This is a genomic window from Lysinibacillus sp. FSL K6-0102 (assembly GCF_038003545.1).
Taxonomy (GTDB): domain Bacteria; phylum Bacillota; class Bacilli; order Bacillales_A; family Planococcaceae; genus Lysinibacillus; species Lysinibacillus capsici.
Window position 1 is genome coordinate 1,421,280 of record NZ_JBBOPH010000001.1, and the last position, 26,935, is coordinate 1,448,214.

A 26,935-nucleotide genomic window follows, 5' to 3' on the forward strand; every position below is an offset into this window, starting at 1 on the left:
GTGGTTAATCCCTTCTCTTTTGAATTTCTTTATTGATTTTTTCAATATCATTTATTTGAAGAACATATAGAATACACCAAACAATCAAGTAAATAATGGCTTCCGCAATAAGTACATACCATACACCTGAATCAAACCAGCTACCAAAATAGCCTGCGGTTAGTACACATGCTGTCACCGCTACTAAATGGAGAAGAAGCTGAACTGTAAAAGGCAATTGCTCCATATCAAAAATGACGGATAGCAAACCAATGGCAATGCCAAGGATGGCCGCGATAACAATTTGCTCCAATAATTCTGTTCCTGAGGCCACCGCATTATTTGATAGGACGCTAAGTGTCACTAAGACATAAGAGGAGCTAAGGGAAATGAGTAGACCGATAATCATCATGCGTAAATACTTCATGCTATGAATCCCTCCCAATACCTAAGTGTCTCTTTAATTCTTTTAAATATTTTCGGCTGACATGAATGGCTACGTCATGTTCAAGTAATAGCTGTGTAGTGCCGATTTTGCCCATTTGAATAGAGGATATTTTATGGATATTGACGAGTGTAGACTTACTCACGCGTACAAAATCTTTGGCTAGCTGAGCCTCAAGCTCATATAATTTTCGCTTGGACTCAAACTCTTGCTCATCTGTCTGTAAAAATACTTTGGCATCCTCTGCGTAAATGGAATAAATATCGGAAATTTTTAAGAGATGAATTTCTTGTTGGTCATACCCATCTAGCATCGTAGTTTGGGATGCTTGAAGCTGTCTCATCAATCTTTCAATTTGCTCATTATATTCCTTGGCATGGATATGAACCTCAGTTTCCTCGAGCTCATGATTGATGGTTAAATGAATTTTCATAGGAGGCCTCCTTTAAAAACGCTGAATCAGGTATTACTAATGTAGCATAGAAAATTTTAGCAAGGATAAATTGTTCTATAAGAGGTTTTATTTGTTGGATAACAGGTTCTTTTTCAACGATAGCAAACAGCTCAAAAGTCGGTCCAGTAGAAAAAGCGGTTTATAAAGGTCATAATAGGCTTATCGAGTTGAAGGGGTTGCTACCATGTTTATTTTTGATAAGCATATGTTCATCACATTATGCATTGGTTTAATAGGTGCTGTAGTTTTTCAATTTTTCCATATACCGATGCCTTGGCTGTTAGGAGCGATTACAGCGGTGCTCATCGTGCAGCTATCCACCAACGTCCAATTAAAATGGCATCATTCTTTCCGCAATTTTGGTTTAGTCGTAGCAGGTTATTCTATCGGCTATGCCTTTACACCAGAAGCTGTACAGGACATCAAGCTTTTTTTAGGAAGCATGGTCGTGTTAAATATCATATTTATTTTGTTGTTTTTTACGGTAAGTTTCCTTGTTGCCAAGCGGACAGATTTAGATTTTGCGACTGCCTTAACGTGTTGTGTTCCTGGAGGCATGTCGCAGGTTGTGGCATTTGCGGAAGAGCAACAAGAGATGGATATGGTGGTCATCACATTCTTTCAAATCCTTCGCGTTCTTTTAATCGTTGGCTTTGTTCCTTTAATGGTGGCAGGGGCAGGTGGCAATAGTTCTATGATTGATGGAACATACACATGGAACCTTGTTGGCATACTTGTGGTATGTGGTGGCGCAGGGTGGCTAGCACAAAAGCTAAAAATTCCAACAGGCTATATGCTAGGCCCAGTGTTTTTACTAATGGGCGTTAATATGGCAGGGATAGAAGTGCCAAAATTACCATTATCGCTTCTGCATATTGCCCAACTCATGCTAGGAATTTATATTGGATTATTATTGAAAAAAGAGGATTTACATTTATCGAAGAAGCATATCTTTTATGCGTTTGTTTCGGCAGGCATTTTTATTGGGGCAGCCTATGGTTTAACATTTGTGATGGCAGCGTTGTACAGCCTTGATTTTAGGACAAGCTTTTTAAGTATTGTTCCTGGTGGTCTTGATCAAATGGGGATTATTGCCGCTTCGGTCCATGCAAATGTCACGATTGTCACGGCCTTTCAGCTTTTTCGTGTACTAGTTGTCTCGATTTTTCTGGTGCCTGTGGTAAAAGTATTTGTAAGAAAAGTGAAAACATGAGGGGGCTTTGAATCAACCTCTCATGTTTTTCTTTGTGCGAATTTCGATCAAATAGAACTTTTGAATAATGATAAATGAACGTTAAATTTTCCCTTTCCAAATAATCCGAATAATGTTATGATAGCCATAACTACTATGAACGGAGGTGAGAAGGAATGAATAAAAACGCTACGAAAACATGTGTAAAAGTGGATACGGCTATGTATTTTGCACGTGTGATTACTTTCGATTTTGCGAACAACGGGATAGGTCTGTCCATTTTTAAGCAAAATCAAATAACAAACGTAGCGAATTAACCATTCTTTTTCACACATTTAATTGAGAAGAGGACTGCTTGTTAATGAGCAGTCTTTTTTGTGTTCTAAAGATGTTTTCGCACGTTTCATTGGAGGAAAAAACGATGCAAATGAAAGCTGAACAAATCCAAAAAATTATGGGTGGTAATATATTATTCGAGAACTTACAGCTAGAGGTGAATAGTGGCGAACACGTGGCGATTGTTGGTGTAAATGGCAGTGGTAAAACGACTTTATTACAACTGCTAGCAGGGGTAGAGATACCTGACAAGGGACGAATAATTAAAAGTAAAGAAGCGACGATTGGCTATTTACATCAGATTCCACATTATCCACTTCATGCTGTGAAAGAAGTGCTGGAGGAAGCATTTGCGGATATTTATGCAATAAAGGCAAAAATGACAGCACTTGAGCAAGAGATGCAGTCGACGGTCACGGATAAAATATTACTGCAATATGGGCAATTGCAGGAGCAATTTATGCTATTAGGGGGCTATGAAGTAGATGCACAGCTAGCAATGATTGCAAATGGACTAGGTATTTCAGATATGCTAGAGCAGCCATTTAGTAGTTTAAGTGGTGGTGAAAAAACAAAGGTTATGCTTGGACAAATTTTATTGAAAAAGCCCTCTATTTTGTTATTGGATGAACCAACGAACCATCTGGATATGCAAGCTATTGAGTGGCTTGAACATTATGTGCGAAACTTTGAGGGGATTGTCATTGTCGTATCCCATGATCGTCAATTCATGAATCAAGTAGCCCAGAAGATTATTGAAATTGAGGATGGAGAGGCTTTTACGTATAACGGCCATTATGATGCCTTTATAGCACAAAAAGAAGCAAAAATTGAACAACAGTTTGCAAACTATGAAGAGCAGCAAAAGAAAATTAAAAAGATGCAAGAAACGATAAAACGATTAAAGCAGTGGGCGAATGAGGCGAATCCACCAAACGCCTCGATGCATCGACGTGCAAAAAGTATGGAAAAAGCATTAGCACGTATCGAGCGAGTAAAGAAGCCCCTCACTAAAAAGAAAATGAATTTAGCGTTAACGATGGCTGAACGCAGTGGTAAAGAGGTCGTGCTTTTGCAAGCCATTGATCATGGCTTTGATAAGCCTTTATTGAAGGAAAGCAATCTAGCTATTTATTTTGGCGAAAGATTAGCGATTGTTGGGAGCAATGGTAGTGGAAAATCAACATTATTAAAAATGATGTTAGGGGAAATCATTCCTAATCTGGGAGTGTGTCAGATTGGAAGTAATGTGAAATTTGGATACCTTTCCCAACAATTTGAACATCAAAATCCTGCTATTCGATTAATTGATGCCTTTCGTGAAAGTGTCGCCGTGTCAGAGGCGGAAGCTCGCCATATACTCGCACGATTTTTGTTCTATGGCTATGATGTCTTTAAAAAAGTGAAGGACTTAAGTGGTGGAGAAAAAATGCGTCTTCGTTTAGCACAATTAATGCATGAGGATATCAATGTCTTAATCTTAGATGAGCCAACGAATCATTTAGATATTGAAGCAAGAGAAGTATTGGAAGAGACACTAGAATCCTTTGAAGGCACGATTATTGGGGTGTCACATGACCGCTATTTCTTACAGAAAATTTTTACGAAAACGGCGTGGATTGAAAACCAGACTATTCAAGTTTTTGAGGGAGATTATGAGTGGGCTAGAGAAAAACGACAGGAACTTGCAATGAAAATGGTTGAAAAACAACCAGTAAATAAAACGCAGCCACCTAAAAAAGAATTACCGATTGAACAGCAAATTGAAAAATTAGAGACAAAACTACAACAACCATCTCTTGCTAAAGAACAACGGCAGAAGCTTGAACTTCAATTAGAAAATTTATATGAAAGATGGTTAGAGGGGGGCACAGAGCATGTTTAATTTAGAACGCATTATGCAGCTTGATATAGAGTATGTGAAGAGTTTCAGTGAAGTGGAGGTTTGTAAGGAGGGGGTCTTATTTTACAATCAGGCTATCCCAACCTATTACGATGCAAATCATGCACAGATTTGGAGAAAGATTGAACAACCTGATTTATTTTTACAAGACATCAAAGATTTCTACCAATCAAAATCTCTGATCCCGCGGATTTATTTATATAATCTAGAACAAAATCAGCTATGTATAGAGGCATTAGAGACGCACGGCTTTCAATATGAGCATTTTGTTAATGAAATTCAGTACTGGGATGGTGAATATGCGATACTTCCACCTAATCCTGCCATTCAAATTGAGCGTGTAACGGATGCAAATATGGAGGAAGCATTAGCAGTAGAAATGAGCATTTCTGCATTTGGGGAGCCTTCATTAATAAAAAAGGCATTTGAACAAACCTATCATTCTTCACATTTTACGTATTATCTACTAAGACTAGATGGGGTGGCGTGCTGCTCAGCAAATATTTTTGTGTCAGAAAATCAAGGTAGGATTGAAAGTGTTGCAACAACTGAAAGCTATCGTGGTCGAGGTTTAATCGGCTATATGCTGCAGCATATCCAACAGCAATCAGTCAAGCTGGGATTGGACGATCTTTGGATATTACCAATTAGTGAACAGGTTGCCAAAGTCTATGAGAAGGCAAATTTTAAATCGGTGGGCTCCATTGCATCGATTCATGCGTTTACTGAAGGGAAGAGCATTCAAGATATCCGCCAACAGGCTTAAATAGCTACACATAAAAATCGCCAAATTCCTGTAGTGCTTACAAGGAACTTGGCGATTTTTTAGAACTGTACTTGTCAATTTTGATTACAGGTTGTTTTAATGAAGGGATGCTTTAAAATATAATCAGCAAAAATTATTTATTGCTCCTGTAGCACGATAGCTGCTCATTATGACATCAAATTCCTCAGGCCTCAGTTAACAGCATTGTTTTTATCTTGTCATCTATCGCTTTGATATAAATTTGCGAGATGCAACCATACACGGGTTAGTGGAGCAGGTGGAAAGGTGTTAAAGGATAAGTAGGAATGAATGAAAACTAGTAAAATCCTGAATAGTATCGACTATTCGGGATTTTTGTTTTATTGTTAAAAAGAAGGATTTTCAATTATTAAAAGTTTTTTACTTGAAAAAATGTCGTATTCGATTTATTGTCTTTAGAGATACTTGTTTAATGGACTTGGAGGATATGAAATGCACGGAATTTATATACGCTATAATGTCTCAGATGAAACCCAAGCAGCACAATGGCCCAAAAAAATGGATGCATTTGCGTATGTTCAACGAGAAAAACCACAACAAGACAATGATAACTTGCTGTCAAAAGAAGAGCTAAAAAACCATGCCATTCGCTATATTAAAAGCTTGAAAGACAATGCAAGTGTCCATTTAGTAGAGCAGCGCAACGGTGAAATTGAACATTTTGATCGACGCTACATGGAGTCATTAAAGTTAAAGGAAAGCATCGATTCCCAACTTATTAATCTAGAAGAAATACGCTTATTATTGCAATTAATGAATGTCTTGAATTTATCCCATGCTTTTGGAGAAAATGCTGGAAAGCTACTTCGTCAAATAACGCCATATGCCAAAGATGTAGAACATCCAACATTCCAAACAACACGCGTTGAGCGCCATTTTTATTCGGAGCTAATTGAACAAATTGAAATGGTTTACGCACGAATTATGCGTCAGCACAACCCATCAACAACGGAAATGCAGCAATCAGAAAAGCTCTGGACAACTGTCTGTGAGCAAGCAATAGAAAAAGTAGAAGCACGAATCGAACGTTTATCATCTATTAAGTTAAAGCATGAGAAAAATTTACTAGAGTTTAGTCACTTAAAACAGCAAAATATCGAAGCGAAGGAACGTTTAGATCTAGCTGTCCATGAACTGGATGCCATTTTAAATGTATTAGAATCATAAGAAATAAGAAAAGCATGTCTCTGTCAAAATCAGAGACATGCTTTTTATGTTGTCGTCGGATAGAGGGACAAAAGTGACGGTTAGCAGTGCGAAAGTGGTGGATAGCTTCGTAAGATTGACGGATAGCTGTGCTTTACTTCGCTTTCTCCTCTGTTTGATCCCGCTTAGTTTGGCGTGAAAGGCGGATTAAATCCAATCCAAGAAGCACAACAATGATATAAAATAGAGGACTTGTGAATGATAGGCCAATTTGTGATTGACCGCCAAGTAATGTTAAAACAATCCATAATCCAACTGTATACAATGTTAATCCGATATAAGCCTTTTTGGATAATCTTTTATATCTACCCTTGTCGAAGGCTAGCTGAATGATGACAAGCCCAACTAGTATAAGCAATATTATTTTTTTAGTCAGCATCGCAGCAATAGCTGTATCAGGGAAGAAATCATTAACGAATAATAACGTGAAAAATACTAGAATTATAAAATTTAAGATTGTCGAAAGCTTCATGCCATTTCTCCTTAGTTGTCAGAATACTTTTCTATTGTAACATGGTTCTAATGAAAGCAAAAAATAATACTTTAAAGAAGAGTTTGAAAAATTTTGAAACTTTTCCTGAGGTACATCCGTATAGTAGGTAATATGATGAAAAGGGGTGAGCAACTTGACGCTATTTGGCTATTCACTCGAGCAGATCTTTTTGGTGGTTTTGATTTTCGCTGGCCTTGCCACAGTATTGGTTATGTTTTTTGGTGATGCAGTCGAAGGTATTGGGGAAGGACTACCCATTTTTAATCCGAGTGTCATTCTATCTTTCATTACGTTGATGTCAGCAGCAGGTTTTATTTTAGAAAAACTAGCCTGGTTCTCTAGCGTTTGGAACATCATTGCTGCATGTATCATCGGTGCTATTTTAAGTTCCATCTTTTATTTATTTGTTCTCGTTCCGCTACGTTCCGCTGATGTTTCTTTAGCTTATACAGAGGAATCGCTAGGCGGGCAATTAGGAAGAGTTATTGTGCCAATTCCAGTAGATGGTTTTGGCGAGGTTGTTATCGAAACGACAAGTGGCATGATTTCAAAACGCGCAACGGGCTATGATAATGAAGCCATTGACTATGATGAAACCGTACTTGTTGTGGATGTGAAGGACGGAACACTTTTTGTTAGAACGTACGAGAAAAAATTTGTTTAAAGGAGAGATATGTCTATGTCAACCGATATCTTAATTGTTTTAGGAATTGTAGCATTTGTATTAATTGCCCTAGTCGGCTTATATGTGACAAAGTATCGTACGGCGGGTCCTGATGAAGCACTGATTGTGACAGGTAGCTATCTCGGCTCTAAAAATGTACATAAGGATGAGTCGGGGAATCGCATTAAAATCATTCGTGGGGGCGGTACATTTGTATTCCCTATTTTCCAACAAGCACAGCCGTTAAGCTTACTTTCTAGTAAACTAGAAGTGACAACGCCTGAGGTGTATACAGAGCAAGGTGTTCCTGTTATGGCAGATGGTACAGCCATTATTAAAATTGGCGGTTCCATTTCAGAAATTGCGACAGCAGCAGAGCAGTTTTTAGGCAAGCAAAAAGCAGAGCGCGAAGGGGAAGCACGTGAAGTATTAGAAGGTCATTTACGTTCCATTTTAGGATCTATGACGGTTGAAGAAATCTACAAAAACCGCGATAAATTCTCACAGGAAGTTCAACGTGTTGCTTCACAAGATTTAGCAAAGATGGGTCTTGTCATTGTATCCTTCACGATCAAGGATGTACGAGATAAAAATGGCTATTTAGACTCACTAGGGAAACCGAGAATCGCACAGGTAAAGCGAGATGCTGATATTGCGACAGCAGATGCAGAAAAAGAAACACGTATTAAACGTGCAGAAGCGTCTAAGGAAGCACAAAAGGCAGAACTAGAGCGTGCGACGGAAATTGCAGAAGCAGAAAAAGAAAATCAATTAAAAGTAGCTGAGTTCCGACGTGAGCAGGATATTGCCAAAGCGCGTGCTGACCAAGCGTATGAGCTTGAAACTGCTCGTGCTAAGCAGGAAGTAACGGAGCAAGAAATGCAAATTCGCATTATCGAGCGTCAAAAGCAAATTGAATTAGAAGAAAAAGAGATTTTACGTAGAGAAAAGCAATATGACTCTGAGGTTAAAAAGAAAGCAGATGCAGATCGCTATGCAGTGGAGCAAAATGCTGCAGCTGAAAAAATGCGTGAGCTTGCACAGGCTGATGCGGAAAAATATCGTATTGAATCATTAGCAAAAGCAGAGGCAGAGAAAATTCGTTTGGATGGTCTTGCCAAAGCTGATGCAGAGCGAGCACAAGGGGAGACGGAGGCTGATATCATTCGTCTACGTGGTCTGGCTGAAGCTGAAGCTAAACGTAAGATTGCCGAAGCCTTTGAATACTATGGTCAAGCAGCTGTACTGGATATGGTTGTACGCATGATGCCAGAGTATGCAAAAGAGCTTGCAAGTCCACTTGGCAATATCGATAAGATTACAGTGGTCGATACTGGTGGTGGAGAGGGAAGTGGTGCGAATAAGGTTACATCTTACGCAACCAATTTAATGTCTACACTTCAAGAAACATTAAAAGAAACTTCTGGTCTCGATGTAAAAGAGCTGATCGAGAGCTATGCTGGGAAGCACACATTGCGTCCAGAATTAGAGCAGATTGCTTTAGGACTTGAAAAAAAGCAAGCACCTGAAGAAACGAAAGAAGCGGTAGAACAATCCTAACAAAAAACGACCTGATGATCTCATCAGGTCGTTTTTTTATAGTTGTTGCTGCCATTCACTTACAAGCATGCCATAAATAACGTGATTTACATAATGATCGTAGAGCCATTCTGCAGCTCGAATGGTTCCTTCTTGCATGAATCCAAGACGTTCTGGGATTGCGCGACTTTTGTGATTGGCTTCAGCAACACGAATTTCAACTTTATGAAGCTTCAATGTTTCAAAGGCATATTGCAATAAAGCTTTTACCGTTTTCGTCATGATGCCATGTCCTTGTGCTCCTTCGCTCAACCAATAGCCAATAGTGCCGATTTTATTGCTCGGGTTAATCGCGTTAAAGCCTGCAATGCCAACAATTTCATTTTTAAAGAGAATGACTAGGAAGAGGCTACTGTTCGCTTCATGGCCCTTAATACAGCCCTCAATATAGGCTTTTGTATCCGCCAGTTCTTTTGTGAAATCTAGCCATGGTAGCCATTCTTTCAGATATTCCCTCGAGGCATCCGTTAATGCAAAAACCTTCTCTGCATCTTCAGGTGCGATCATCCGTAAAGCTAAATCTTGGTTTATGGTAATTTGCATTATTGTTCACCTCATTATTATTTTAACGCATTGTGCATAAAGCCTTTCATTTCTCGGCTAAGTAAAGTTAATTCTTCTATAATTTCGCTGAAATCCTGTACGAGCTGTGCTTGCTCATTTGTTGCATCATTGATTTGTCCCATATTTTGCTTTAGATTATCTAGATTTCTATTGATATTCCGTAATGATGATTCTATATTTTCGGTAGCACTAGACGTCTCAAAGGACAGTTTTCGAACTTCCTGTGCCACAATATTAAAGCCAGCGCCGTGCTGTCCAGCACGTGCAGCCTCGATGGATGCGTTTAAACCTAATAAATTAGTTTGGCGAGATATACTTTTAATTAAATCTGTCACGGCATTTGTTTTTTCAGAGTCCTCTAGGGCATGCTGTGCCTGCTTATTAATTTCCTCACTAGTGGCTGCTAATTCCTCAGAATGAGAAGCGATTGTATGTACTTTATCCTGTAGACTGTTGACGATCTTATCCATCGTAGCCATATAATCTTCAAGTTTGAGCTCATTATCTATTGGTAAGCCAAAAGCTAATGCACCTACTACTTGACCATTTTCACGAATGGGGAATGAAAAAGCATTGATTGCTACACCGTAAACATCCTCTGGTATCACCACATCTGCATTTTGTCCATTAAAGGCGATGAAAACATTTTGGTCATTGGCGTTAACTTTTTGTCCATCATGGTAGCCGGAATCCACACGTTTACCTGCTAAGTATTTAACGACTGTTTCATTTTCCTTTTCAACAACAGCTACAATGGCTTCTTGTTTTAATGCTAGATGAATATAAGGTGTTGCGAGGGCTAAAGCTTCAATAATTTTCATAAAAATTCCTCCAAGTCTCGTCAATGAAAATGGTTGTGTCATCTGTCTTCATTGTGACAATGGTTCTAGATGATTACTTTTACTGTAGCACAATATTTGCCAAGTCAAAATAGCTATTTATATTTTTTATTAAAAGAAGAACATACAAATCCGAAGTGCTTTTATTTGTCAATTATTATTTTTTTGCAGAGGTGAAAATGAAGGCCTTTTTGTCTATTTTTTGACAAGGAGACGTGTGTTTTGCGAAATATTGTATTAGAATAATAGTAGCATGTGGAAGAAGTTAAGGAGAGAGTTTCATGGACTATATACAAAAGGGTACGAGGGCGTTTCATAAAGCGAATTGGGCCTTATTTTTAGCAGGCTTTATTACGTTTGCTAACCTATATGTAACGCAGCCATTACTACCAACATTTTCAGAAGCATTTCACGTCTCACCAGCTGTAGCAAGTTTATCTCTTTCAGTAACTACCTTTGCATTAGCGGTGAGTTTAATAATTGTCAGTTCGTTATCAGAAGCATGGGGAAGAAAATCATTGATGACGATTTCTATTTTTGCAGCTTCTGTCCTGACACTAGCTCTTGCATTTTCACCTAACTTTGAAACAATTTTAGTTTTACGTGTTGTACAAGGCATCGTTTTTGCAGGTTTACCAGCAATCGCTATGGCTTATTTGGGAGAAGAGATGGAACCAGGAAGCTTAGGGGTTGCCATGGGCTTATATATTAGCGGTAATTCAGTAGGGGGACTTAGTGGACGAGTTATTATTGGTACCTTAACGGACCATTATAACTGGCATACAGGCATGATGGTACTAGGAGGAATCAGCCTGCTAGTTAGTTTATTGTTTGTCTGGATGTTACCAAGCTCCAAACATTTCAGCGCGCGACCTTTACAATTAAAAGCATTGACCAAAACCCTACTGCAACATTTAAGAGATCCTTCTATGCTGTGTCTTTATGGGATGGGGTTTCTTTTAATGGGAAGCTTTGTCACACTTTATAATTATATTGGCTTTAAACTAATGGCACCTCCCTATAATTTAAGTGCCACAATTGTAGGTTGGATATTTGTCATTTATTTAGTTGGGACATTTAGCTCGGCATGGTTTGGCAGTTTAGCCGATCGTTATGGTCGCCAACGAATGCTCTTACTGGCCATTGCCATTATGTTAGCTGGAGCTATAGTAACGCTCAATGGGCTACTTACTTCAAAGATTATAGGGATAACAGTTTTTACCTTTGGCTTTTTTGCAGCTCATTCAATCGCAAGTGGCTGGGTGAGCAAACGAGCATCCCACGATAAAGCACAAGCATCTTCTCTCTATTTATTTTTCTATTATTTTGGTTCAAGTGTTGGAGGAACAGTAGGAGGCGTTTTTTGGATGAAATATGGGTGGATGGGTGTTATAGTGATGATTGCTCTGTTTTTATTCATTGCTTGTGTCCTATCATTTTTATTAAAAAGATTCATTGTTAGACAACGTATCACAACATGATGTGAGGTGTCATTTTGCAGGAATTACTTTTCTATTTTTTCATTATCCTAGCGGCTTCTATTTTACAAACCAGTACAGGTTTTGGTTTTTCCGTTATGGCTACGCCTTTTTTACTGTTGCTTTTTACACCACAAGAGGCGATGCAAATAAATATAATACTGTCCCTTGTTATTTCGTTTTCTCTCATATGGAAGGTGAGACATGATATTGATGTAGCGTTGCTTAAAAAGGTGATGATCGGTAGTGTTGCAGGTGCTCCTTTTGGTAGTATACTATTTGCCTTAGTCGATGTGACGACATTTAAGCTGCTCATCGCTATCCTTCTTATAGGGCTTACGATTCTATTGATTAAAAATCTCTCTATTCAACAAACAAGAAGTAGAGATTATGGCGTTGGTTTTATATCAGGTATGTTCACAACAAGTATTGGGATGGCTGGACCACCACTGTTGCTCTATTTTGCGAGCACACATAGAAATAAAGAAACCATTAGAGCTGTTTCACTAGCCTACTATATATTTATCTATCTAATTAGCTTACTTTCTCAAGTCATTTTTGAGGGTACAAGTAAAATGGTTTGGATATATAGTATGTATGCTTTGCCAATTGTTTTCTTAGGACTTATTTTTGGACAAATGCTATTTACTCGATTAAATCAAAAATTGTTTAAAATCTTAATTTATTTTCTATTAGTAGCAGCAGGCTTAATTTTGTTGATCCAAAGTTTATGGACAATGCTATAAACAACAAAAAGAAGTATGGAAGGATAATACATCCTCCCATACTTCTTTATTGTTAACCCATAATATTGTAGCCAGCGTCGATGTAGATCGTCTCACCAGTCACACCACGTGATAGGTGAGATAGCATAACAATCGTCATATCTGCTACTTCGTCTTGTTGAACATTACGTTTTAAAGGAGCTGTTTCTTCAATTTTGTGTAAAATTGTGTTAAAAGAAGGAACACCTTTTGCAGCGAGTGTACGAATAGCACCAGCTGAGATAGCATTGACGCGAATATTATCTTGGCCAATATCAGCAGCAAGATAGCGCATAGAAGCCTCTAATGCAGCTTTTGCAACGCCCATCACATTGTAGCCATCAAGTACTCGTTCTGCACCTAAGTAACTCATTGTCACGATAGAGCCACCCTCTGTCATGTATGGATGAGCTGCTTTTGCAGTGGAAATAAGTGAATAGGCACTTGTATCTTGTGCGAATGCATAGCCTTCTCGAGTTGTTTCAAGGAAGCGGTTGTGTAAATCTTCTGCATGCGCAAAAGCCACTGAATGTACAATCCCATGAATAACACCAACCTTTGAGCCTATTTCTTCAAAAGCTGCTTTTGTGCTGTCGTCACTATTCACATCACATTGAACAACAAGAGAATCGGATTGTCCGATATTTTCTAATTGTTTTTGTAATTTTTTTAATGAACGTTCTTGACGATACGTGAAGATGACATTTGCACCAACGTCAAATAAACGTTTAGCAATGCCCCAAGCAATACTGCGATCATTTGCTACGCCCATGACAACAATGTTCTTATCTTTTAATTGTAATAAATTATCCATCATTATGAAGAACTCCTTTGTGAGATAATATCTGTTATTAGTACCAACTACTAAAATCTTATCATACATAAAATAACGTTGCAATAACAAGATGAAAAGAGAAGTAGTTTAGAGAGCAAAAAAAATTCATCTCTTTACAGTAGAGACGAATTAAAAAGTGTGCTATTTTATTTTGTTACATAATGATCATACATATCTACTGCTCGATTAACAGCACTACTGACAGTGATTCTAAAGCAATTTTGTGACCGAATGACCTGTGCCAATATTTTGATTGCTCTTGTTTGATTTTTATGGAATAAAGCATTGTCTGTTTGAAAATCATCGTCTAAAAAGGCAAGATAATAAGGTATTCGATTTTGTGGTTTTAACAAATCAGATTCTGCACTTTTTTCAAGTGTATCGTACACCCATAAATCGATGGCATTTCCTAAGTGGAAGGCCGCAAAATACTGAAAATCATCATTCTCACATTCTTTTACTTTTTGAATTATTTGAATTTTTTGGAGCTCATCTAATAAGAATGTATTGATAGAATAATAGATGGCTTTAGAAGGATTTAGAATGAGCTCATCGGTCTGCTGCGATTTTAAGAAAACCCAGTTATTTAACACGTTTGCCCATGCGTCCACAGTATTCAAACATTTCGCACAAACATCTGGAAATATTGATTGCCACTTTGCAGCAAGATTTTTAAATCTATTCATATGGTCTTGATCAATATAAAATAAACTATGCTCAACTTGTAACTGCTCAAACATTCACATTCCTCCAATAGATTGGTATGTATAGCAATGGACCATATGCCTATTATCTTGATGCAAAAGATAGCCAATATTTTAATCAATAAGAAGGCATCCCCTGAAGGATGCCTTTTAAGATATACATCAACGGAAGACTATTCAAATTTTAATGAGTCACCATCGAATGTTTCATCTGCTACTTTGATAGAGTCTGTTGGACAACCTTCAAAAGCGTCTTGCATATCTTCCAATAGATCCTCTGGAACTTCAGCAGTTCCCATGTTATCATCTAAAATAACGAAGGCAATGCCTTCATCATCATAATCATAAATGTCTGGCGCTGCGGCTCCACATGCGCCACAAGCGATGCATGTATCTTTATCAACTATTGTGTATTTAGCCATTTTATTCTCTCCTTTAACGATGTTCCTACAAAGCTTCATACTCATTTTAAAGATGTTTATCTTACATTTCAACTTAAATACTATTAAATTGGAGGAATTTGCGTCAATGTTTCATCAAATTTTATTGCAAATCTTTCAAAAACTCAATAAAGAGCGGACGATTTCGGCTGCCTATCATGTCCTAAGAGGGAAGCGTTCAGGCCAGACGATTCAAGATATTGGTCTTTTTCAACTGCATCAATATTTTGGCCTCTTGCCAAAACTATCTCGTACTACATTTGATGAGGCTGTAAACTTATTTATGCAGAATAGTTGGTTAAATGTGCAGGAATCTGGTCATTTTTACATGGAAACGCTAGGATTACAACGTGCACAACAAACGCCAACCTTTTTCTTTGATGGTTGGCACTATCGGGGAAATGAGCATGTGTTTTTTGCGAGGCTCTCTCTCATTGTACAAAGTTTGTCACATCAAGCCGCAGCCGTTCGTACCTTTTCACCGATTAGTAGAGATACAATGATTCAAGCGTGGGTGCGAACTTTTTTACAGGCACATCATTATAAGGAAGGTCATTTACAGCAGCAATTATTGACAGAATGTAATCATGTGCTAACTATTCTCCCTGTGTCAGATGCAAGCAAACAGCTTGTTCTGTATCGTTTAAGTGGTTATCAATTACCAGGATGGACGTGGCAACAACTTGCAGATGAACGGAAGGAAACTGTACTGGATAGTCAATTAGCTTTTATTGAAACCCTACATATATTATTAAATGAAGTGCATCAAAAAATAGATGATTACCCATTACTAGGGCATGTGGCAGAAGGATTAAAAGTTAAAATATTGCTAACAGATTCTGCACAACAAACCGCACAATTATATGAACAAGGTTATTCGATGGAGCAAATTGTTCAAATGAGAAAACTAAAACAAAGTACAATTGAGGATCATTTTGTGGAATTAGCTATGTATGAACCGAACTTTTCTATTGGCCCATTCGTCTCCTATGATGAAGCTCAAAAAGTGTGGCAGGCATCGAAGCAGTATCAAACAAAAAAATTGAAAATATTACATGAAGCTTTAAACGATATGAGTTATTTTCAATTAAGGCTTGTCCTTGCGAAAGGAGAAGTATAAATGGAACTTGAACAATTATTGCATAAGCATTTTGGTTATTCATCATTTCGACCAGGACAGAAAGAAGTCATTGAGGCATTACTACAGGAACAAGATGTTATTGCCTTATTGCCAACAGGAATGGGAAAATCACTCTGCTACCAGCTACCAGCCTATACATTAGAGAAACCTGTACTAATTGTTTCACCATTACTCTCATTAATGCAGGATCAAGTAGAAGAGCTGAAGCGTTTTGGGGAAAAGAGGGTGGTAGCTTTAAATTCCTTTTTATCACTAACAGAGAAACGTTATGTATTACATTATTTAGAGCAATATCGTTTTATTTTTACTTCCCCAGAGATGCTGCTCCAGCAACAGGTACAAGAGAAACTGGCGCAGATGAAGCTAGGTTTAATCGTAGTAGATGAAGCGCATTGTATCTCACAATGGGGCTTTGATTTTCGACCAGATTATTTACGAATAGGTGACTGGCTATCGAGAGAAAATCGTCCGCCAATTTTGGCATTATCTGCTACGGCAACAAAGAAGGTTGTTCGAGATATACGGGAAACTTTATCTCTCAAAGCTCCATTCGAGTTTATGTATAATGTTGACCGCCCGAATATTCATTTAGGTCGTGTAGTAGTGGAGGATAAGGCTGATAAAGCTAGATGGCTCATGCACCATGTTACGGAAACAGCAGGACCTGGTATTTTATATGTTTCCTCACGTAAACGTGCGCAACAATATAGCGAAGCCTTATTACAAGAGGGCGTTCGTGTTGCTGCATATCATGCGGGCTATGGGGTGGAGGACCGTCAATTTATTCAACAGCAATTTATAGCTGGTGAACTTGATTGGATTGTTGCAACAAACGCTTTTGGTATGGGCATTAATAAGCTTGATATACGGCAGGTCATTCATGAATCAATGCCTGCCAATATAGCGAATTATATGCAGGAGATCGGACGTGCAGGGCGGGATGGTCACTCTGCACTTGCTATATTACTATATGCTGAAGGTGATGAGGAGCTGGCTAAATTTGTTGTGACAGGCGATTTACCAACTTTACATCATGTTGACCGCTATCAGGAGCTGCTATCTCAGCAAATACAGCCCATCCAAATGCTGAAAAATGGGGGGTTAAGTGAGACAGCCTTCCGTGTGTTAGACTATTGGCTGCAACGAGAGTCTTCGGAACAAGTGAAGGTCCGATTAAATCATTTAGCACTAGAGAAATACAATGCAGTGAATGAAATGCTTCAAATCATACAGACAAAAGACTGTATTCGTGAACATTTAGTCGGGTATTTTGGGCAAAAATTGCAGAAAAAGCCGGAAAACTGTTGTGAAAATTGTGGAATCCATTATGATGTAATCAAGAAAGTACGCTTAAAAGAGAAAAAGAAAGTAGAAATGGCAACGTGGGAAAGTCGATTGCAACAACTATTAATGGGTAATTAGACTAAAACTGACGGTCATTTACTTTTTTCGTAAAATTCGTCATAATAGAGATGATAGAAAGCGTAGTAAGGTTGGGGGAAAGGCGAATGAATAAAGAAGATTATCGCGATAAAATAGAAGAGCATCGTCAATCGTTTGAAGATGAGCAAAAAGAACAGCAATCCTTATCAAGAGTTTCCAGAATGAATAAAAACGGTAATAAAAACAAAAAGCCAAAAAATTCGAAACGTAAGACACCGTTAATGACGATTCTGTTTGTTATTTTTATCTTGATACCATTAACAATTCTTATTTATTTTTGGAAATTTTATGAACCAGGAAAAACGATTGAACAAGCCGAAAAGGATACAGCTGAACAGGTTGTCGAATTAGATCCTTCAGAAGCATCTGCGTCAGATAAAGATAAGGAAAAAGATGATAAGGGTCAAGACGCTCAGGGAGATAAGAAGGCTCAAGAGCAATCTCAAAAAGATGCTGATAAGTTAGCAGCGGAGCAAAAAGCTGCTGAAGAAGCGAAAAAGGCTCAAGAAGCGAAAAAGGCAGAGGCAGCAAAAAAAGCCGAAGAAGCTCGAAAAGCTGAAGAAGCAAGAATAGCTCAACAACAAGCAGAGGCAGCAAGAAAAGCAGAAGAGGCTAGAAAAGCGGAAGAAGCAAAACAAAATGCTAAAGCAACGACACATACTGTAAAAGCAAATGAGAACTTATACCGAATTGCATTAAATCACTATGGCGATGGCAGTGAAGCGACTTTAGCTAAAATTCGTGCTGCTAATGGGATGTCCTCTAATACTGTAATGGTTGGGCAAGTCATTAAGTTACCTTAATAGAATTTTTTTATCGTTATATAGGTTTTCTAGTATAAAATTACAGACAAACGTTCACACCAAAACGTACGTCTGATTTAGCAAAAAGGCGATTCGTTTTTTAAGAAGAATCGCCTTTTTGCTGTCGTAAGGAGAAGTGAGAAAATGCTATATTTAGGGCTATTTCTTTTGGTAGTCATCGCCCCTCCACTTTATATGTGGAAGGTGGCACATGAAAATAATGTATTGTCTCACCAGCTTTCATTACAGGGTGAACAGGAGAAGGTACGATTATTTTTTATTTCAGATGTTCATTTACGTAAAATAAGTAAGAAAATGATTGCACAGTTACAGGGACATCATTTTGATGCAGTAATTATTGGCGGTGATTTTGCGGATAGCCGTACACCGATTGATCGTATTCATGAAAATTTATCATTATTAACGTCCCTTGGACCAACCTATTTTATTTGGGGCAATAATGACAGAGAAATTGGGGAAGAAAGACTGAAGGACATTTTACAGGCATACCATGTTCAAATTATTGTCAATGATGCCGTACAGCTTCCGCTTAAAAATAGCTTTTGGTTAAGTGCTATTGAGGATACAACCGTTAAAGAATATAGTTTTGAAAAAGCTTTTGCAAAGATAGGAGAGCAGGATTTAGTTGTTTTTATCGCCCATAATCCAGAGGTTTTTGCGAAAGTTCGGGCTAAATATCGTGCGGATTTAATGATGGGGGGACATTTACATGGAGGGCAAATCAGATTCGGTCCATATGGTGTCCATCCAAATGGTTCCTATCGTCGGCGTGATGGTGTCATGACTTTAGTAAGCAATGGCTATGGGACGACATTAGTACCTTTTCGATTTGGTGCAAAGCCCCAATGTCATATAATTGACATTGATATTTCGAGTAAATAAACAACCAAAACGTGTGAGAAGGCGTATAATAAAAAAGTATCGTCTATTCTATGAAATGTGAAAGCATGGAGCAGCAATTTTTGCTGTTCAAATTCGATTGGAGTGTCAAGAAATGCAGCAAGCAGATGCAATTATTGTTGGAGGAGGCCCATGCGGCTTAGCAGCAGCAATAGCTTTGCAAAATATTGGTTTACAACCTATTGTGATTGAAAAAGGAAATATCGTCAATGCCATCTATCATTACCCTACACATCAAACATTTTTTAGTACGAGTGAACGGTTAGCCATTGGTGATGTACCATTTATTATTGAAGGACGTAAGCCGAAACGCAATCAAGCCCTTGTCTACTATCGAGAGGTCGTCCGTTTAAAAAATATACAAGTTAATCGCTTCGAAAAAGTACAAAGTGTTGTAAAAAATAATGATTTGTTCACGGTTACCTCCGATAAGGAAATATATGAAACGCCCTATGTTGTCATTGCAACAGGTTATTATGATCATCCGAATTATTTAAATATCCATGGTGAGCAGTTACCTAAAGTTTTCCATTACTTTAAAGAGGGCCATGAATTTTTTGATACGGATGTTCTAGTTATAGGCGGCAAAAATTCAGCGATAGATGCCGCGTTAGAATTAAATAAAGCCGGTGCTCGTGTAACCGTAGCCTATCGTGGCAGCGAATACTCTCCAAGCATCAAGCCATGGGTATTGCCCGAATTTGAAGGGGTAGTCAAAACTGGAGAAGTTGACATGCTTTTTAATACAAATGTATTGGAAATACGAGAGCACGAAGTTGTTTTAGAAGTAGAGGGCCAAGAGAAAATAGTAAAAAATGATTTCGTTTTTGCTATGACTGGCTATCATCCTGATCACTCCTTTATTAAAGCGATGGGAGTGGACATAGAGGAAGTAACGGGTCGTCCTTATGTTACGCCTGAAACGATGGAAACCAATGTTGAAGGACTATTCATTGCAGGTGTTATTGCAGCAGGAAATAATGCCAATGAAATTTTTATTGAAAATGGTCGTTTCCATGGCGAATGTATCGCTCGAACTATTGAGCAGAGAAAAAAATAACGATCGAGGCTGTATAGGCATGTAGCTTATACAGCCTTTTTAGCAAGGAGGCAACTCAATGATTGGCTTGTATTGGCTCTTGAGTTATTTAATAGGAAACATCTTGACGGCTTATTTCGTTGGTAAGATATACGGTGTCAATTTGCAGGAAGAGCGTAGTAAAAATTTAGGCGCGCGTAATGCGGGAAGTGTGATTGGGAAAACAGCGTTTATTTTGACTCTTCTTGGCGATTCATTAAAAGGTGTACTTGTTGTCGGATTAGGACGCATGTGGCAATTGGATGAATGGGTCCTTATTGGCGGAGCTGCATGGGTGATAATTGGCCATCTATTTCCGATTTGGCTGAAATGGAATGGAGGGAAAGGTGTAGCTACTTTTATTGGTGTGGGTCTCGCCTTATCGCCAAGTCTTTTTTTATGGATGATTATTGGTACAGCACTTATATCTGCATTTACTAGAAGTCTGACACTTGGCATGGTTGGGGGCTTTGCTTTTTATATAGCCGCAATTATACAAGCAGGGAAATTAGAGCCATATGGACTTTTAATCATGGCAATCGTGTGTATGCTTATTAAGCATATGTCTAATATTCAGGAATCATTGAAAAGAGGGAAGTGAAGGAAATGTATTGGTGTAAAATTGCCAAGACAAATGAAGAATTTGAGGCGATTGCTCGATTGAATTATGAAACATTTGTAGAAGAAATTCCTCAGCATGAGGTAAATGCATCGCGAAAAAAAGTAGATCGATTTCATCAGGAGAATACCTATGTCGTTGTTTATAAGCAAACAGAATTAATTGGCATGGTGGCGTTTAGAGATCAACGACCATTTTCTATTGATGAAAAGATTGGTAAGGTCGAGCAGTATTTATCGAAGGAAAATTGTGAGAAGCTTTGTGAAATTCGTTTGCTTTCCGTGAAGAAAGGTTATCGAACGGGTCGAGTTCTATTGAAGCTTACTCAGGCCTTAACTACATTTGCCTACGAAAAAGGCTATTCTGCTGCAGTGATTTCAGGTACAACGAGAGAGGGAAAACTATATAAGCAGATGGGTTTTAAGCAGTTTGCACCAGCTGTCGGGGAAGAGGGTGCGATGTTTTTACCGATGGTGCTCACTAGACATGAATTTGAACAATCATTACAACATAGACTAACGACGGAACCCTCTACATTTTATCCTGGGCCGGTGAGGCAATTAGAGACAATTGCTCATTCAGATTTATCACATCGTTCATTACCTTTTTATGCGCTTTATGAACGAGTGCAGAAGAGGTTGCTGCATTTATCGAAGTCCAATCATGTTGGTGTAATCGTAGGAACGGGAACGCTAGCAAATGAAGTAATGCTTGCACAACTAAAGGCACAGCAATTAGGAAAAGGGCTTATCCTCACAAATGGAGAATTCGGTGAACGTTTACAGAAGCAAGCCGCTCGTTGGTCATTACATTATGATGTGGTAGAAAAAGAATGGGGAACGGTATTTGATGACAAAGAACTGGCTTCACAGCTTGAGACGGGGTCTTATCAGTGGATGTTGGCAGTACATGGTGAGACTTCCACGGGAACTTGTAATAACTTAGATATTCTTAAAAAGCTTGCTAAACAATACAATGTAAAGTTATGTATAGATTGTATTAGTTCGTTCGGTGCCATGCCGTTCTCTTTACAGGACTGCTATTTAGCTACGGCTGTGAGTGGTAAGGCCATTGGTGCGTTAAGTGGGCTAGCATTTGTATTTTCGCAATCACTTGCACCCCCATCTGCCGATCTACCCGCTTATCTTGATTTAGCAAATTATCAGCAAGGTGTCATACCATTTACATTACCTGCTGTATTACTGAGCAATGTGGAGACTGCATTGCAAGCCTATCCAGCACGTTATGAGCAGCTACAGCAACGCTTTCAATCACTGCTGCAGCTACCAATCATGCAATTTCAATATCCAACTACTCAATATCCGATGTTGATAACGGTTCAATTGCCTAATAATTATGCCAACCTACTTATTGATTTAGCATTAAACGGGCTATTCGTTCATGGTGAAAGCCAGTATTTACGCCAAAAGAATTTCATTCAATTTTCTGTGATACAGCCAGATTTTGATGAAGCTTTTGCTCGACTTAGCGAAATACTGGGCTATTATGAACAGGTGATCGAGACTTTAGCGTTACAAGAAAAAGTCCTTTAAATTTAAAGGCGAGCCAGTTGTGTTAAGGCCTATTAATAATTTTAAGCGTGCCTTTTGACCATTAATACCTGTGGCGAATATGGCGCCTAAGTCTTCTAGCATTTTACCGCCACCCATATAGCCATAAACACCTTCTGCGATTCCATTAAAGCAGCGGGAAACAAGTACAACTGGGATGTCTCGCTGTATAAGGCTTTCAATTCCCTTTACAACAGATGGCGGGACATTCCCTTGACCTAGTCCTTCTAGCACAACACCATCATATTTACATGCAAGCACGACATCCAATAAATCTTCTTCCATTCCAGCATACACTTTTAGCATGGCGACACGCTTAGATAAATTGTTAACATCTACATATTGTCGACGAATTGGTGCGTGATGGAATAAGATTCGGGATTTTGTAATAAGCCCAATCGGTCCATATTGCGGAGATTGGAAAGTATTTACAGAACTTGTATGTACAGTAATTCATATGTGCTTTAAAATGTACAGTTAGTCTATCCCCTATAAGTGTTGATATATAGGACTTTATAAGATGTGGGTAACATTCAGAAAGTTATCCACAATACATAAAATATAAGGTGATATAGACGTACTTATACTATATAATATTAGTGAGGTGAAATAAAATTGACAAAAAAAGTAGTATTAATTACAACTGGTGGAACGATAGCTAGTAAAAGAAACACTTCTGGTAAATTAGAATCTGGAGTATTGGATGGAAATGAAATTCTATCAATGTGTAATTTAGAAAATGATATTGAAATAGTATTAATTGACTTATTACATTTGCCATCAATGCATATGTCATTCGACAATCTTAATACTTTAACACAGACTATAAATGAGCAATTAAAAGATGAATCAGTGAATGGTATAGTGGTTACTCATGGTACTGACTCATTAGAAGAGACTGCGTATTTCTTAGAATTGACAACTAATGATACTAGACCGATTGTTGTTACAGGATCTCAAAAATCTCCTGAAGATATTGGAACAGACGTATATTCAAATTTGAGAAATTCCATTCTTGTAGCTTCGAATGAAAATGCAAACAATTTTGGTACGGTAGTTGTTTTCAATGATGAAATTTTCCATTCAAAATATGTAAAGAAAATCCATTCTTCAAGTATAAATGGTTTTGGTTCTATAGGTTATGGTAGATTGGGATTCATTGATAATGATGAGGTTGTAATTTATCAAAAGCCAACTAAAAGAGAATGCTATGATATCAAACAAACATACCCAAATGTAGAAATCGTTAATGCTTATTTAGGATGTACAGGGTTTTTATTAGACGCACTATATGCTTCTGATATAGATGGTATAGTTTTAGTTGGATCTGGTAGAGGTCAAATAACTCCAAGCATGACAAAATCAATTGAAAAGTTAATTGCGAAAAATGTTAAAATTGTACTCACAACTTCCACTGAAGAGGGTAGAGTATTTCCATCTTATGATTACTATGGTAGCGCAAATAATCTTAAAGAGATTGGTGTTATTATGGGTGGGGATTATGATGCAAAGAAAGCACGAATTAAGTTAATGCTTATGCTTGCCAACAATAATGACATGTATGATACTTTTATGCATTAAAATAAGAAAATCCCTATCTAAATGATTCAAGATAGGGATTTAAATTGGTTATGACCTAGTATTACAGTTAAGTTAACCGTTAAACCTCTGTCATAATACCATTTATAAAATAATTATTCCACAATTAATTAAAGTATTACCATAATAAAAGATTTTTTTAATCTATAAAAGAAAGTTCCCTGTATTTTTCTTTTCAACTATTTCATTATGCTTATAAGTAGGCGATGGGGAGTTATTATTTGCTTGAGGCTTAGTTTCGCTTTCGTACTTTTCAGCAATCAATTCTTTTCCAAATCCACTGAAAGATGTTGAATGCATTAATGCAAATTTCAATAGTTCCATTTGACGTTCACTTTCCTTACTAAATGTAACGGCTTGAGTTATATATTTACCTTTGGATTTTCTCTTCATTTCATTAATCATTGCTTCAGCTTCTTCTTCTGATCTAAGATATCCCATATGCTGACCTCCCTGAATTATACATTCCAATAGCATTACACATTTTAGGATTTTCCATTACTTCTGCATTTGGAAAGAATTCTTTAACATAAGTAACTAATTGAGTATCCAATGCTCCTCCACCAAGAAGGTAAACAATGTCGTGTTTACTCCACATTTTAGATAACATCCCACATACATAGTCAGCCAAACCTTTAGGACTGTAACTTCCATCTAATGCTTCTAGACCTTTACCAAAGAAAGTGTCACTTTCAGTATCAATAAATCTGATTACATCACCTTCTTTTATAGTTGTCGCAGCCCCGATAGTCCTTGAACCAAAATCAATGTATCGTGTCTTTCCATTAGGTTCATTTATGAAAAATGCTGAAGCAGTTTCAGGTGCAACTTTTACATCATTAATGGAGAAGGTTTTACTTACACCATTTATAGAAATTGTATGTGATCCTTTTAATCTTTGTAATCGACCATCTCTTTCTTCTAATGAATAACTCTTTATTGGAACTGAAACCACAATGTTGTTAGCAGGATATCCATACTGATGAATTGCAATTAATACGGACAAGTCATAAAAATCATGTTGTTTAGTTTCAGTGTGCATTTGTAAAGGCATAGTACAGTCATACTTAGCTAACATCCCTGCAACATATTTCTGTCCTTTGTAATCAATAATGAAATCATGTTTATGTGTTATTTCAGTTAAATTTCTTTTACCATAGTAGCCTTTTACACTAGGGAAGCTTTCTTTCACATCTTTCGTTACCACACAAGTTGAATTACCTCCATCATCAATTGCAACTACGCCTACAACTGTGTTATTCAATAAAATCCCCTTTCGCACAATTTGTTGATGTTAATTTAGCATATGATTCTGATTTATAAAAATGAGTAAAATTTTAAAGATATTTGAGATGTTTTAAACTATTTTGATTTTAAAAACCCTTGTAAACATTGAGTTTTAAAGTCCTTAAAATTAAATAAAATGGGGTTATTATTTAAAGTAATAAAAACACAAATAAAAACCATCTTTTACCCCATAATTAGAGATTTTTTGATGGTTTCTTTTCATTATTTATTTTCTGTTTCAAGATATTCAATTAATGCCTTACGAGTGTATTCTCCAAAAGATGTTGTCCTCATCAATACATTCTTCAATAATTCTAATTGTTGGGGACTGTCCTTTTTAAATAAAACGCTTTGAGTGATGTATTTTCCTTTTCCTTTTTGTAAAAGTTCTTCTATTATACGTTTAGCTTCTTGTTCTGATCTGACTATAGCCAAGACATATCACTCCCTCCATATATAATACTTATGTCAAATTGGAAGGGTATATGTTTAAAATTATTTAAAATAATTTTTATTTATTAGTAATTATTTTTAACCTACCTACATAAATTACGATTAAGTTCAAAAGAATTTAAAACTTTTTTAAACTAAAAAATCCCATTACAATAATGCAATGAGACTTGTCAAAAGAAACATCAAAACTGTTTTTAAAAGTTAAGGTATATTTTCAATTTATTTGAGATAATATGGCATTGAACAGTTAGAGGATGTGGAGCTAATTATCAAATAATCAAATTATCGCTAAGAATTAGCTTAATTATCACAGGAATTAACACATTGACACCGATAATAATAAGAAAACTCAACAGGGAAATTACAGAGTTACATAATTAATTTCATTCTTCGTATTGTACTTTTTCAAATACTCCAAACTCATCAAGAATTTCTAAAATCTCTTCAACTTCTTTTCTTTCCATTTTTAATTCACGAAAAACTCTAGGATCACAACTATCTAGATTTACTTTCCAATCGGATTGTGGACGATGTAGCCAATCATTAAAGAATATACCCATATAAGCGCAGCTCCTTTTTAAGCTTTGTTATCAATCTGTCCATTTTAATTTATTTAATACATTTTAAAAGGAGGAATATTGTGAGTGGAATTGTTGTCTTATTAGGTCAAATAGGAATTGCTTTAGGTGGTTTTATAGGAATGTCTTCTATTTTGAATTGGTATCACGGAGGAGGTAAGAAAGATGACAAGTCTAATAGCAAATTACCATTACAATAATGGAATACGTCAAATGTCGATAAATAGGAAAAGTATAGATGAATTAAAAACAGAAAGAAAAGAAAATGAACAGTTCATACCTTTTATAGAAGAGTTAACAAAGGAGGTGAACCTGTTACCAAAGAAAGCTCGACATCGATTTTATTCAAAACTAAAAAGGTTATCCCTTTTAATAATACCGATACTTGCACCAACAAAAGTAACTCATGCTCAAGAAATGACCAACTTTCCATTGTTAGAGAAATCCCACGGAATCGAATTATTACCTCCAGAAGTCATAGACATTCTGAAACAATTAATCTTAGCTTTCGGGACAGTTTCAGTTGCATTAGCAATCCTGTTTCTAATGGGGGCAGGGATATACAGAATGATTGGGAACGAAAGAAAAGCAAGGGAATGGTCAGTGAACGTGATAAAAGGATTCGGTCAAGTATTATTAGCTCCAGTAATTATTCTAATACTGACAACTCTAACAGCTTTAATCTTCAAAAACGTTCGTGGCTTAGATGCATTCTTTTAACATTAGCTGTACCATTTGCAGC

General features: G+C 37.2%; 31 protein-coding genes and 1 pseudogene. 19 read left to right on the forward strand and 13 right to left on the reverse strand.

Annotated elements, in window-relative coordinates; all coding sequences use genetic code 11:
• Positions 1-4 precede the first annotated feature (4 nt).
• A complete protein-coding gene (locus tag NYE73_RS06760) occupies positions 5-406 on the reverse strand; it encodes a DUF3021 domain-containing protein (RefSeq protein ID WP_259949994.1) in 402 nt (133 codons plus the stop codon).
• 1 nt (position 407) lies between these two features.
• A complete protein-coding gene (locus tag NYE73_RS06765; RefSeq protein ID WP_340815204.1) occupies positions 408-857 on the reverse strand; it encodes a LytTR family DNA-binding domain-containing protein in 450 nt (149 codons plus the stop codon).
• A 205-nt stretch (positions 858-1,062) separates the two neighbouring features.
• On the opposite strand from NYE73_RS06765, the gene NYE73_RS06770 reads away from it, so the two are divergent.
• The 5 genes from NYE73_RS06770 (at position 1,063) to NYE73_RS06790 (ending at position 6,281) form a co-directional block, all read left to right on the forward strand.
• Positions 1,063-2,091: an AbrB family transcriptional regulator gene (locus NYE73_RS06770; protein WP_259949996.1), complete on the forward strand. Its 1,029-nt coding sequence runs from the start codon at positions 1,063-1,065 to the stop codon at positions 2,089-2,091.
• Positions 2,092-2,246: 155 nt separating this feature from the next.
• Entirely contained in the window at positions 2,247-2,387 is a 141-nt protein-coding gene (locus NYE73_RS06775) for an RAxF-45 family protein (protein ID WP_004232534.1), read from the forward strand.
• 104 nt (positions 2,388-2,491) lie between these two features.
• A complete protein-coding gene (gene abc-f, locus NYE73_RS06780; protein ID WP_259949998.1) occupies positions 2,492-4,291 on the forward strand; it encodes a ribosomal protection-like ABC-F family protein in 1,800 nt (599 codons plus the stop codon).
• A complete protein-coding gene (locus NYE73_RS06785) occupies positions 4,284-5,075 on the forward strand; it encodes a GNAT family N-acetyltransferase (protein WP_257961442.1) in 792 nt (263 codons plus the stop codon). Before abc-f ends, NYE73_RS06785 begins: the two co-directional genes overlap by 8 nt.
• Before the next feature lie 471 nt (positions 5,076-5,546).
• On the forward strand, positions 5,547-6,281 hold the full coding sequence (locus NYE73_RS06790) for a hypothetical protein (RefSeq protein WP_259950002.1): 735 nt from the start codon (positions 5,547-5,549) through the stop codon (positions 6,279-6,281).
• Between the two features lie 133 nt (positions 6,282-6,414).
• On the opposite strand, the gene NYE73_RS06795 is transcribed toward NYE73_RS06790, so the two are convergent.
• Positions 6,415-6,792, reverse strand: coding sequence for a hypothetical protein (locus tag NYE73_RS06795; RefSeq protein WP_066037601.1), 378 nt, complete (start codon positions 6,790-6,792; stop codon positions 6,415-6,417).
• A 154-nt stretch (positions 6,793-6,946) separates the two neighbouring features.
• Between NYE73_RS06795 and NYE73_RS06800 the strand changes: the two genes are divergently transcribed.
• Positions 6,947-7,477, forward strand: a complete 531-nt coding sequence (locus NYE73_RS06800; protein ID WP_004232545.1) for a hypothetical protein — start codon at positions 6,947-6,949, stop codon at positions 7,475-7,477.
• Between the two features lie 15 nt (positions 7,478-7,492).
• Positions 7,493-9,037, forward strand: a complete 1,545-nt coding sequence (locus NYE73_RS06805; RefSeq protein ID WP_004232547.1) for a flotillin family protein — start codon at positions 7,493-7,495, stop codon at positions 9,035-9,037.
• Positions 9,038-9,073: 36 nt separating this feature from the next.
• On the opposite strand, the gene NYE73_RS06810 is transcribed toward NYE73_RS06805, so the two are convergent.
• Together NYE73_RS06810 and NYE73_RS06815 are read right to left on the reverse strand one after the other, a co-directional pair.
• Positions 9,074-9,619 carry a GNAT family N-acetyltransferase gene (locus NYE73_RS06810; protein WP_066037602.1) on the reverse strand — a complete coding sequence of 182 codons (546 nt, stop codon included), beginning with the start codon at positions 9,617-9,619 and terminating at the stop codon, positions 9,074-9,076.
• A gap of 17 nt (positions 9,620-9,636) precedes the next feature.
• A complete protein-coding gene (locus NYE73_RS06815; RefSeq protein ID WP_048389774.1) occupies positions 9,637-10,461 on the reverse strand; it encodes a methyl-accepting chemotaxis protein in 825 nt (274 codons plus the stop codon).
• A 299-nt stretch (positions 10,462-10,760) separates the two neighbouring features.
• Between NYE73_RS06815 and NYE73_RS06820 the strand changes: the two genes are divergently transcribed.
• Together NYE73_RS06820 and NYE73_RS06825 are read left to right on the forward strand one after the other, a co-directional pair.
• Positions 10,761-11,960, forward strand: a complete 1,200-nt coding sequence (locus NYE73_RS06820) for an MFS transporter (protein ID WP_340815208.1) — start codon at positions 10,761-10,763, stop codon at positions 11,958-11,960.
• A 14-nt stretch (positions 11,961-11,974) separates the two neighbouring features.
• A complete protein-coding gene (locus tag NYE73_RS06825; protein ID WP_066037604.1) occupies positions 11,975-12,703 on the forward strand; it encodes a sulfite exporter TauE/SafE family protein in 729 nt (242 codons plus the stop codon).
• A gap of 52 nt (positions 12,704-12,755) precedes the next feature.
• Here the strand turns inward: NYE73_RS06825 and NYE73_RS06830 are convergent, their stop codons facing one another.
• From NYE73_RS06830 to NYE73_RS06840, 3 genes are all read right to left on the reverse strand, one after another.
• The gene (locus tag NYE73_RS06830; RefSeq protein WP_004232559.1) at positions 12,756-13,538 is read right to left on the reverse strand and encodes an enoyl-ACP reductase FabI; all 783 of its coding nucleotides are present in this window, start codon (positions 13,536-13,538) and stop codon (positions 12,756-12,758) included.
• Positions 13,539-13,702: 164 nt separating this feature from the next.
• Positions 13,703-14,296, reverse strand: a complete 594-nt coding sequence (locus NYE73_RS06835; protein WP_048389781.1) for a hypothetical protein — start codon at positions 14,294-14,296, stop codon at positions 13,703-13,705.
• Between the two features lie 137 nt (positions 14,297-14,433).
• The gene (locus NYE73_RS06840; RefSeq protein ID WP_004232564.1) at positions 14,434-14,682 is read right to left on the reverse strand and encodes a ferredoxin; all 249 of its coding nucleotides are present in this window, start codon (positions 14,680-14,682) and stop codon (positions 14,434-14,436) included.
• A gap of 106 nt (positions 14,683-14,788) precedes the next feature.
• Between NYE73_RS06840 and NYE73_RS06845 the strand changes: the two genes are divergently transcribed.
• From NYE73_RS06845 to NYE73_RS06875, 7 genes are all read left to right on the forward strand, one after another.
• Entirely contained in the window at positions 14,789-15,820 is a 1,032-nt protein-coding gene (locus NYE73_RS06845) for a helix-turn-helix domain-containing protein (protein WP_048389783.1), read from the forward strand.
• Positions 15,821-17,263, forward strand: coding sequence for a RecQ family ATP-dependent DNA helicase (locus NYE73_RS06850; protein WP_259950005.1), 1,443 nt, complete (start codon positions 15,821-15,823; stop codon positions 17,261-17,263).
• A gap of 86 nt (positions 17,264-17,349) precedes the next feature.
• Positions 17,350-18,087, forward strand: a complete 738-nt coding sequence (locus NYE73_RS06855) for a LysM peptidoglycan-binding domain-containing protein (RefSeq protein ID WP_048389785.1) — start codon at positions 17,350-17,352, stop codon at positions 18,085-18,087.
• A 144-nt stretch (positions 18,088-18,231) separates the two neighbouring features.
• Positions 18,232-18,990, forward strand: a complete 759-nt coding sequence (locus NYE73_RS06860) for a metallophosphoesterase (RefSeq protein WP_131519657.1) — start codon at positions 18,232-18,234, stop codon at positions 18,988-18,990.
• 112 nt (positions 18,991-19,102) lie between these two features.
• Positions 19,103-20,068, forward strand: a complete 966-nt coding sequence (locus tag NYE73_RS06865) for a YpdA family putative bacillithiol disulfide reductase (protein ID WP_259950007.1) — start codon at positions 19,103-19,105, stop codon at positions 20,066-20,068.
• Between the two features lie 58 nt (positions 20,069-20,126).
• Positions 20,127-20,687, forward strand: coding sequence for a glycerol-3-phosphate acyltransferase (locus NYE73_RS06870; protein ID WP_054550703.1), 561 nt, complete (start codon positions 20,127-20,129; stop codon positions 20,685-20,687).
• Between the two features lie 5 nt (positions 20,688-20,692).
• Positions 20,693-22,258: an aminotransferase class V-fold PLP-dependent enzyme gene (locus NYE73_RS06875; protein ID WP_259950008.1), complete on the forward strand. Its 1,566-nt coding sequence runs from the start codon at positions 20,693-20,695 to the stop codon at positions 22,256-22,258.
• On the opposite strand, the pseudogene NYE73_RS06880 reads toward NYE73_RS06875, so the two are convergent.
• Positions 22,238-22,717, reverse strand: a pseudogene (locus NYE73_RS06880) (asparaginase); the annotation flags it as partial. The gene NYE73_RS06875 and the pseudogene NYE73_RS06880 overlap by 21 nt on opposite strands.
• Before the next feature lie 174 nt (positions 22,718-22,891).
• On the opposite strand from NYE73_RS06880, the gene NYE73_RS06885 reads away from it, so the two are divergent.
• Positions 22,892-23,857 carry an asparaginase gene (locus tag NYE73_RS06885; protein WP_340815209.1) on the forward strand — a complete coding sequence of 322 codons (966 nt, stop codon included), beginning with the start codon at positions 22,892-22,894 and terminating at the stop codon, positions 23,855-23,857.
• Between the two features lie 162 nt (positions 23,858-24,019).
• Here NYE73_RS06885 and NYE73_RS06890 read toward each other — a convergent pair whose 3' ends face one another.
• The 4 genes from NYE73_RS06890 to NYE73_RS06905 all read right to left on the reverse strand — a co-directional run bounded on the left by NYE73_RS06890 (position 24,020) and on the right by NYE73_RS06905 (position 26,175).
• Positions 24,020-24,316 (reverse strand): hypothetical protein, encoded by a 297-nt coding sequence (locus NYE73_RS06890; RefSeq protein ID WP_340815210.1) that lies wholly within the window; start codon positions 24,314-24,316, stop codon positions 24,020-24,022.
• A complete protein-coding gene (locus tag NYE73_RS06895; RefSeq protein WP_340815211.1) occupies positions 24,303-25,139 on the reverse strand; it encodes a ParM/StbA family protein in 837 nt (278 codons plus the stop codon). Before NYE73_RS06895 ends, NYE73_RS06890 begins: the two co-directional genes overlap by 14 nt.
• 245 nt (positions 25,140-25,384) lie before the next feature.
• Positions 25,385-25,597, reverse strand: a complete 213-nt coding sequence (locus tag NYE73_RS06900; protein ID WP_340815213.1) for a hypothetical protein — start codon at positions 25,595-25,597, stop codon at positions 25,385-25,387.
• A 401-nt stretch (positions 25,598-25,998) separates the two neighbouring features.
• A complete protein-coding gene (locus tag NYE73_RS06905; RefSeq protein WP_281115094.1) occupies positions 25,999-26,175 on the reverse strand; it encodes a hypothetical protein in 177 nt (58 codons plus the stop codon).
• 80 nt (positions 26,176-26,255) lie between these two features.
• Between NYE73_RS06905 and NYE73_RS06910 the strand changes: the two genes are divergently transcribed.
• Positions 26,256-26,393 carry a hypothetical protein gene (locus NYE73_RS06910; protein WP_281115093.1) on the forward strand — a complete coding sequence of 46 codons (138 nt, stop codon included), beginning with the start codon at positions 26,256-26,258 and terminating at the stop codon, positions 26,391-26,393.
• Complete coding sequence (locus tag NYE73_RS06915; RefSeq protein WP_340815218.1) at positions 26,359-26,913, forward strand: hypothetical protein; 555 nt, start codon at positions 26,359-26,361, stop codon at positions 26,911-26,913. The genes NYE73_RS06910 and NYE73_RS06915 overlap by 35 nt, the downstream gene beginning before the upstream one ends.
• Positions 26,914-26,935: the final 22 nt, after the last annotated feature.

Coding starts and splice junctions, on each gene's coding strand:
- NYE73_RS06760 (WP_259949994.1), bottom strand. CDS start 406: ATGAAGTATTTACGCATGATGATTATCGGTCTACTCATTTCCCTTAGC.
- NYE73_RS06765 (WP_340815204.1), bottom strand. CDS start 857: ATGAAAATTCATTTAACCATCAATCATGAGCTCGAGGAAACTGAGGTT.
- NYE73_RS06770 (WP_259949996.1), top strand. CDS start 1,063: ATGTTTATTTTTGATAAGCATATGTTCATCACATTATGCATTGGTTTA.
- NYE73_RS06775 (WP_004232534.1), top strand. CDS start 2,247: ATGAATAAAAACGCTACGAAAACATGTGTAAAAGTGGATACGGCTATG.
- abc-f (WP_259949998.1), top strand. CDS start 2,492: ATGCAAATGAAAGCTGAACAAATCCAAAAAATTATGGGTGGTAATATA.
- NYE73_RS06785 (WP_257961442.1), top strand. CDS start 4,284: ATGTTTAATTTAGAACGCATTATGCAGCTTGATATAGAGTATGTGAAG.
- NYE73_RS06790 (WP_259950002.1), top strand. CDS start 5,547: ATGCACGGAATTTATATACGCTATAATGTCTCAGATGAAACCCAAGCA.
- NYE73_RS06795 (WP_066037601.1), bottom strand. CDS start 6,792: ATGAAGCTTTCGACAATCTTAAATTTTATAATTCTAGTATTTTTCACG.
- NYE73_RS06805 (WP_004232547.1), top strand. CDS start 7,493: ATGTCAACCGATATCTTAATTGTTTTAGGAATTGTAGCATTTGTATTA.
- NYE73_RS06810 (WP_066037602.1), bottom strand. CDS start 9,619: ATGCAAATTACCATAAACCAAGATTTAGCTTTACGGATGATCGCACCT.
- NYE73_RS06815 (WP_048389774.1), bottom strand. CDS start 10,461: ATGAAAATTATTGAAGCTTTAGCCCTCGCAACACCTTATATTCATCTA.
- NYE73_RS06820 (WP_340815208.1), top strand. CDS start 10,761: ATGGACTATATACAAAAGGGTACGAGGGCGTTTCATAAAGCGAATTGG.
- NYE73_RS06830 (WP_004232559.1), bottom strand. CDS start 13,538: ATGATGGATAATTTATTACAATTAAAAGATAAGAACATTGTTGTCATG.
- NYE73_RS06835 (WP_048389781.1), bottom strand. CDS start 14,296: ATGTTTGAGCAGTTACAAGTTGAGCATAGTTTATTTTATATTGATCAA.
- NYE73_RS06840 (WP_004232564.1), bottom strand. CDS start 14,682: ATGGCTAAATACACAATAGTTGATAAAGATACATGCATCGCTTGTGGC.
- NYE73_RS06845 (WP_048389783.1), top strand. CDS start 14,789: ATGTTTCATCAAATTTTATTGCAAATCTTTCAAAAACTCAATAAAGAG.
- NYE73_RS06850 (WP_259950005.1), top strand. CDS start 15,821: ATGGAACTTGAACAATTATTGCATAAGCATTTTGGTTATTCATCATTT.
- NYE73_RS06855 (WP_048389785.1), top strand. CDS start 17,350: ATGAATAAAGAAGATTATCGCGATAAAATAGAAGAGCATCGTCAATCG.
- NYE73_RS06860 (WP_131519657.1), top strand. CDS start 18,232: ATGCTATATTTAGGGCTATTTCTTTTGGTAGTCATCGCCCCTCCACTT.
- NYE73_RS06865 (WP_259950007.1), top strand. CDS start 19,103: ATGCAGCAAGCAGATGCAATTATTGTTGGAGGAGGCCCATGCGGCTTA.
- NYE73_RS06870 (WP_054550703.1), top strand. CDS start 20,127: ATGATTGGCTTGTATTGGCTCTTGAGTTATTTAATAGGAAACATCTTG.
- NYE73_RS06875 (WP_259950008.1), top strand. CDS start 20,693: ATGTATTGGTGTAAAATTGCCAAGACAAATGAAGAATTTGAGGCGATT.
- NYE73_RS06890 (WP_340815210.1), bottom strand. CDS start 24,316: ATGGGATATCTTAGATCAGAAGAAGAAGCTGAAGCAATGATTAATGAA.
- NYE73_RS06905 (WP_281115094.1), bottom strand. CDS start 26,175: ATGGGTATATTCTTTAATGATTGGCTACATCGTCCACAATCCGATTGG.
- NYE73_RS06915 (WP_340815218.1), top strand. CDS start 26,359: ATGACAAGTCTAATAGCAAATTACCATTACAATAATGGAATACGTCAA.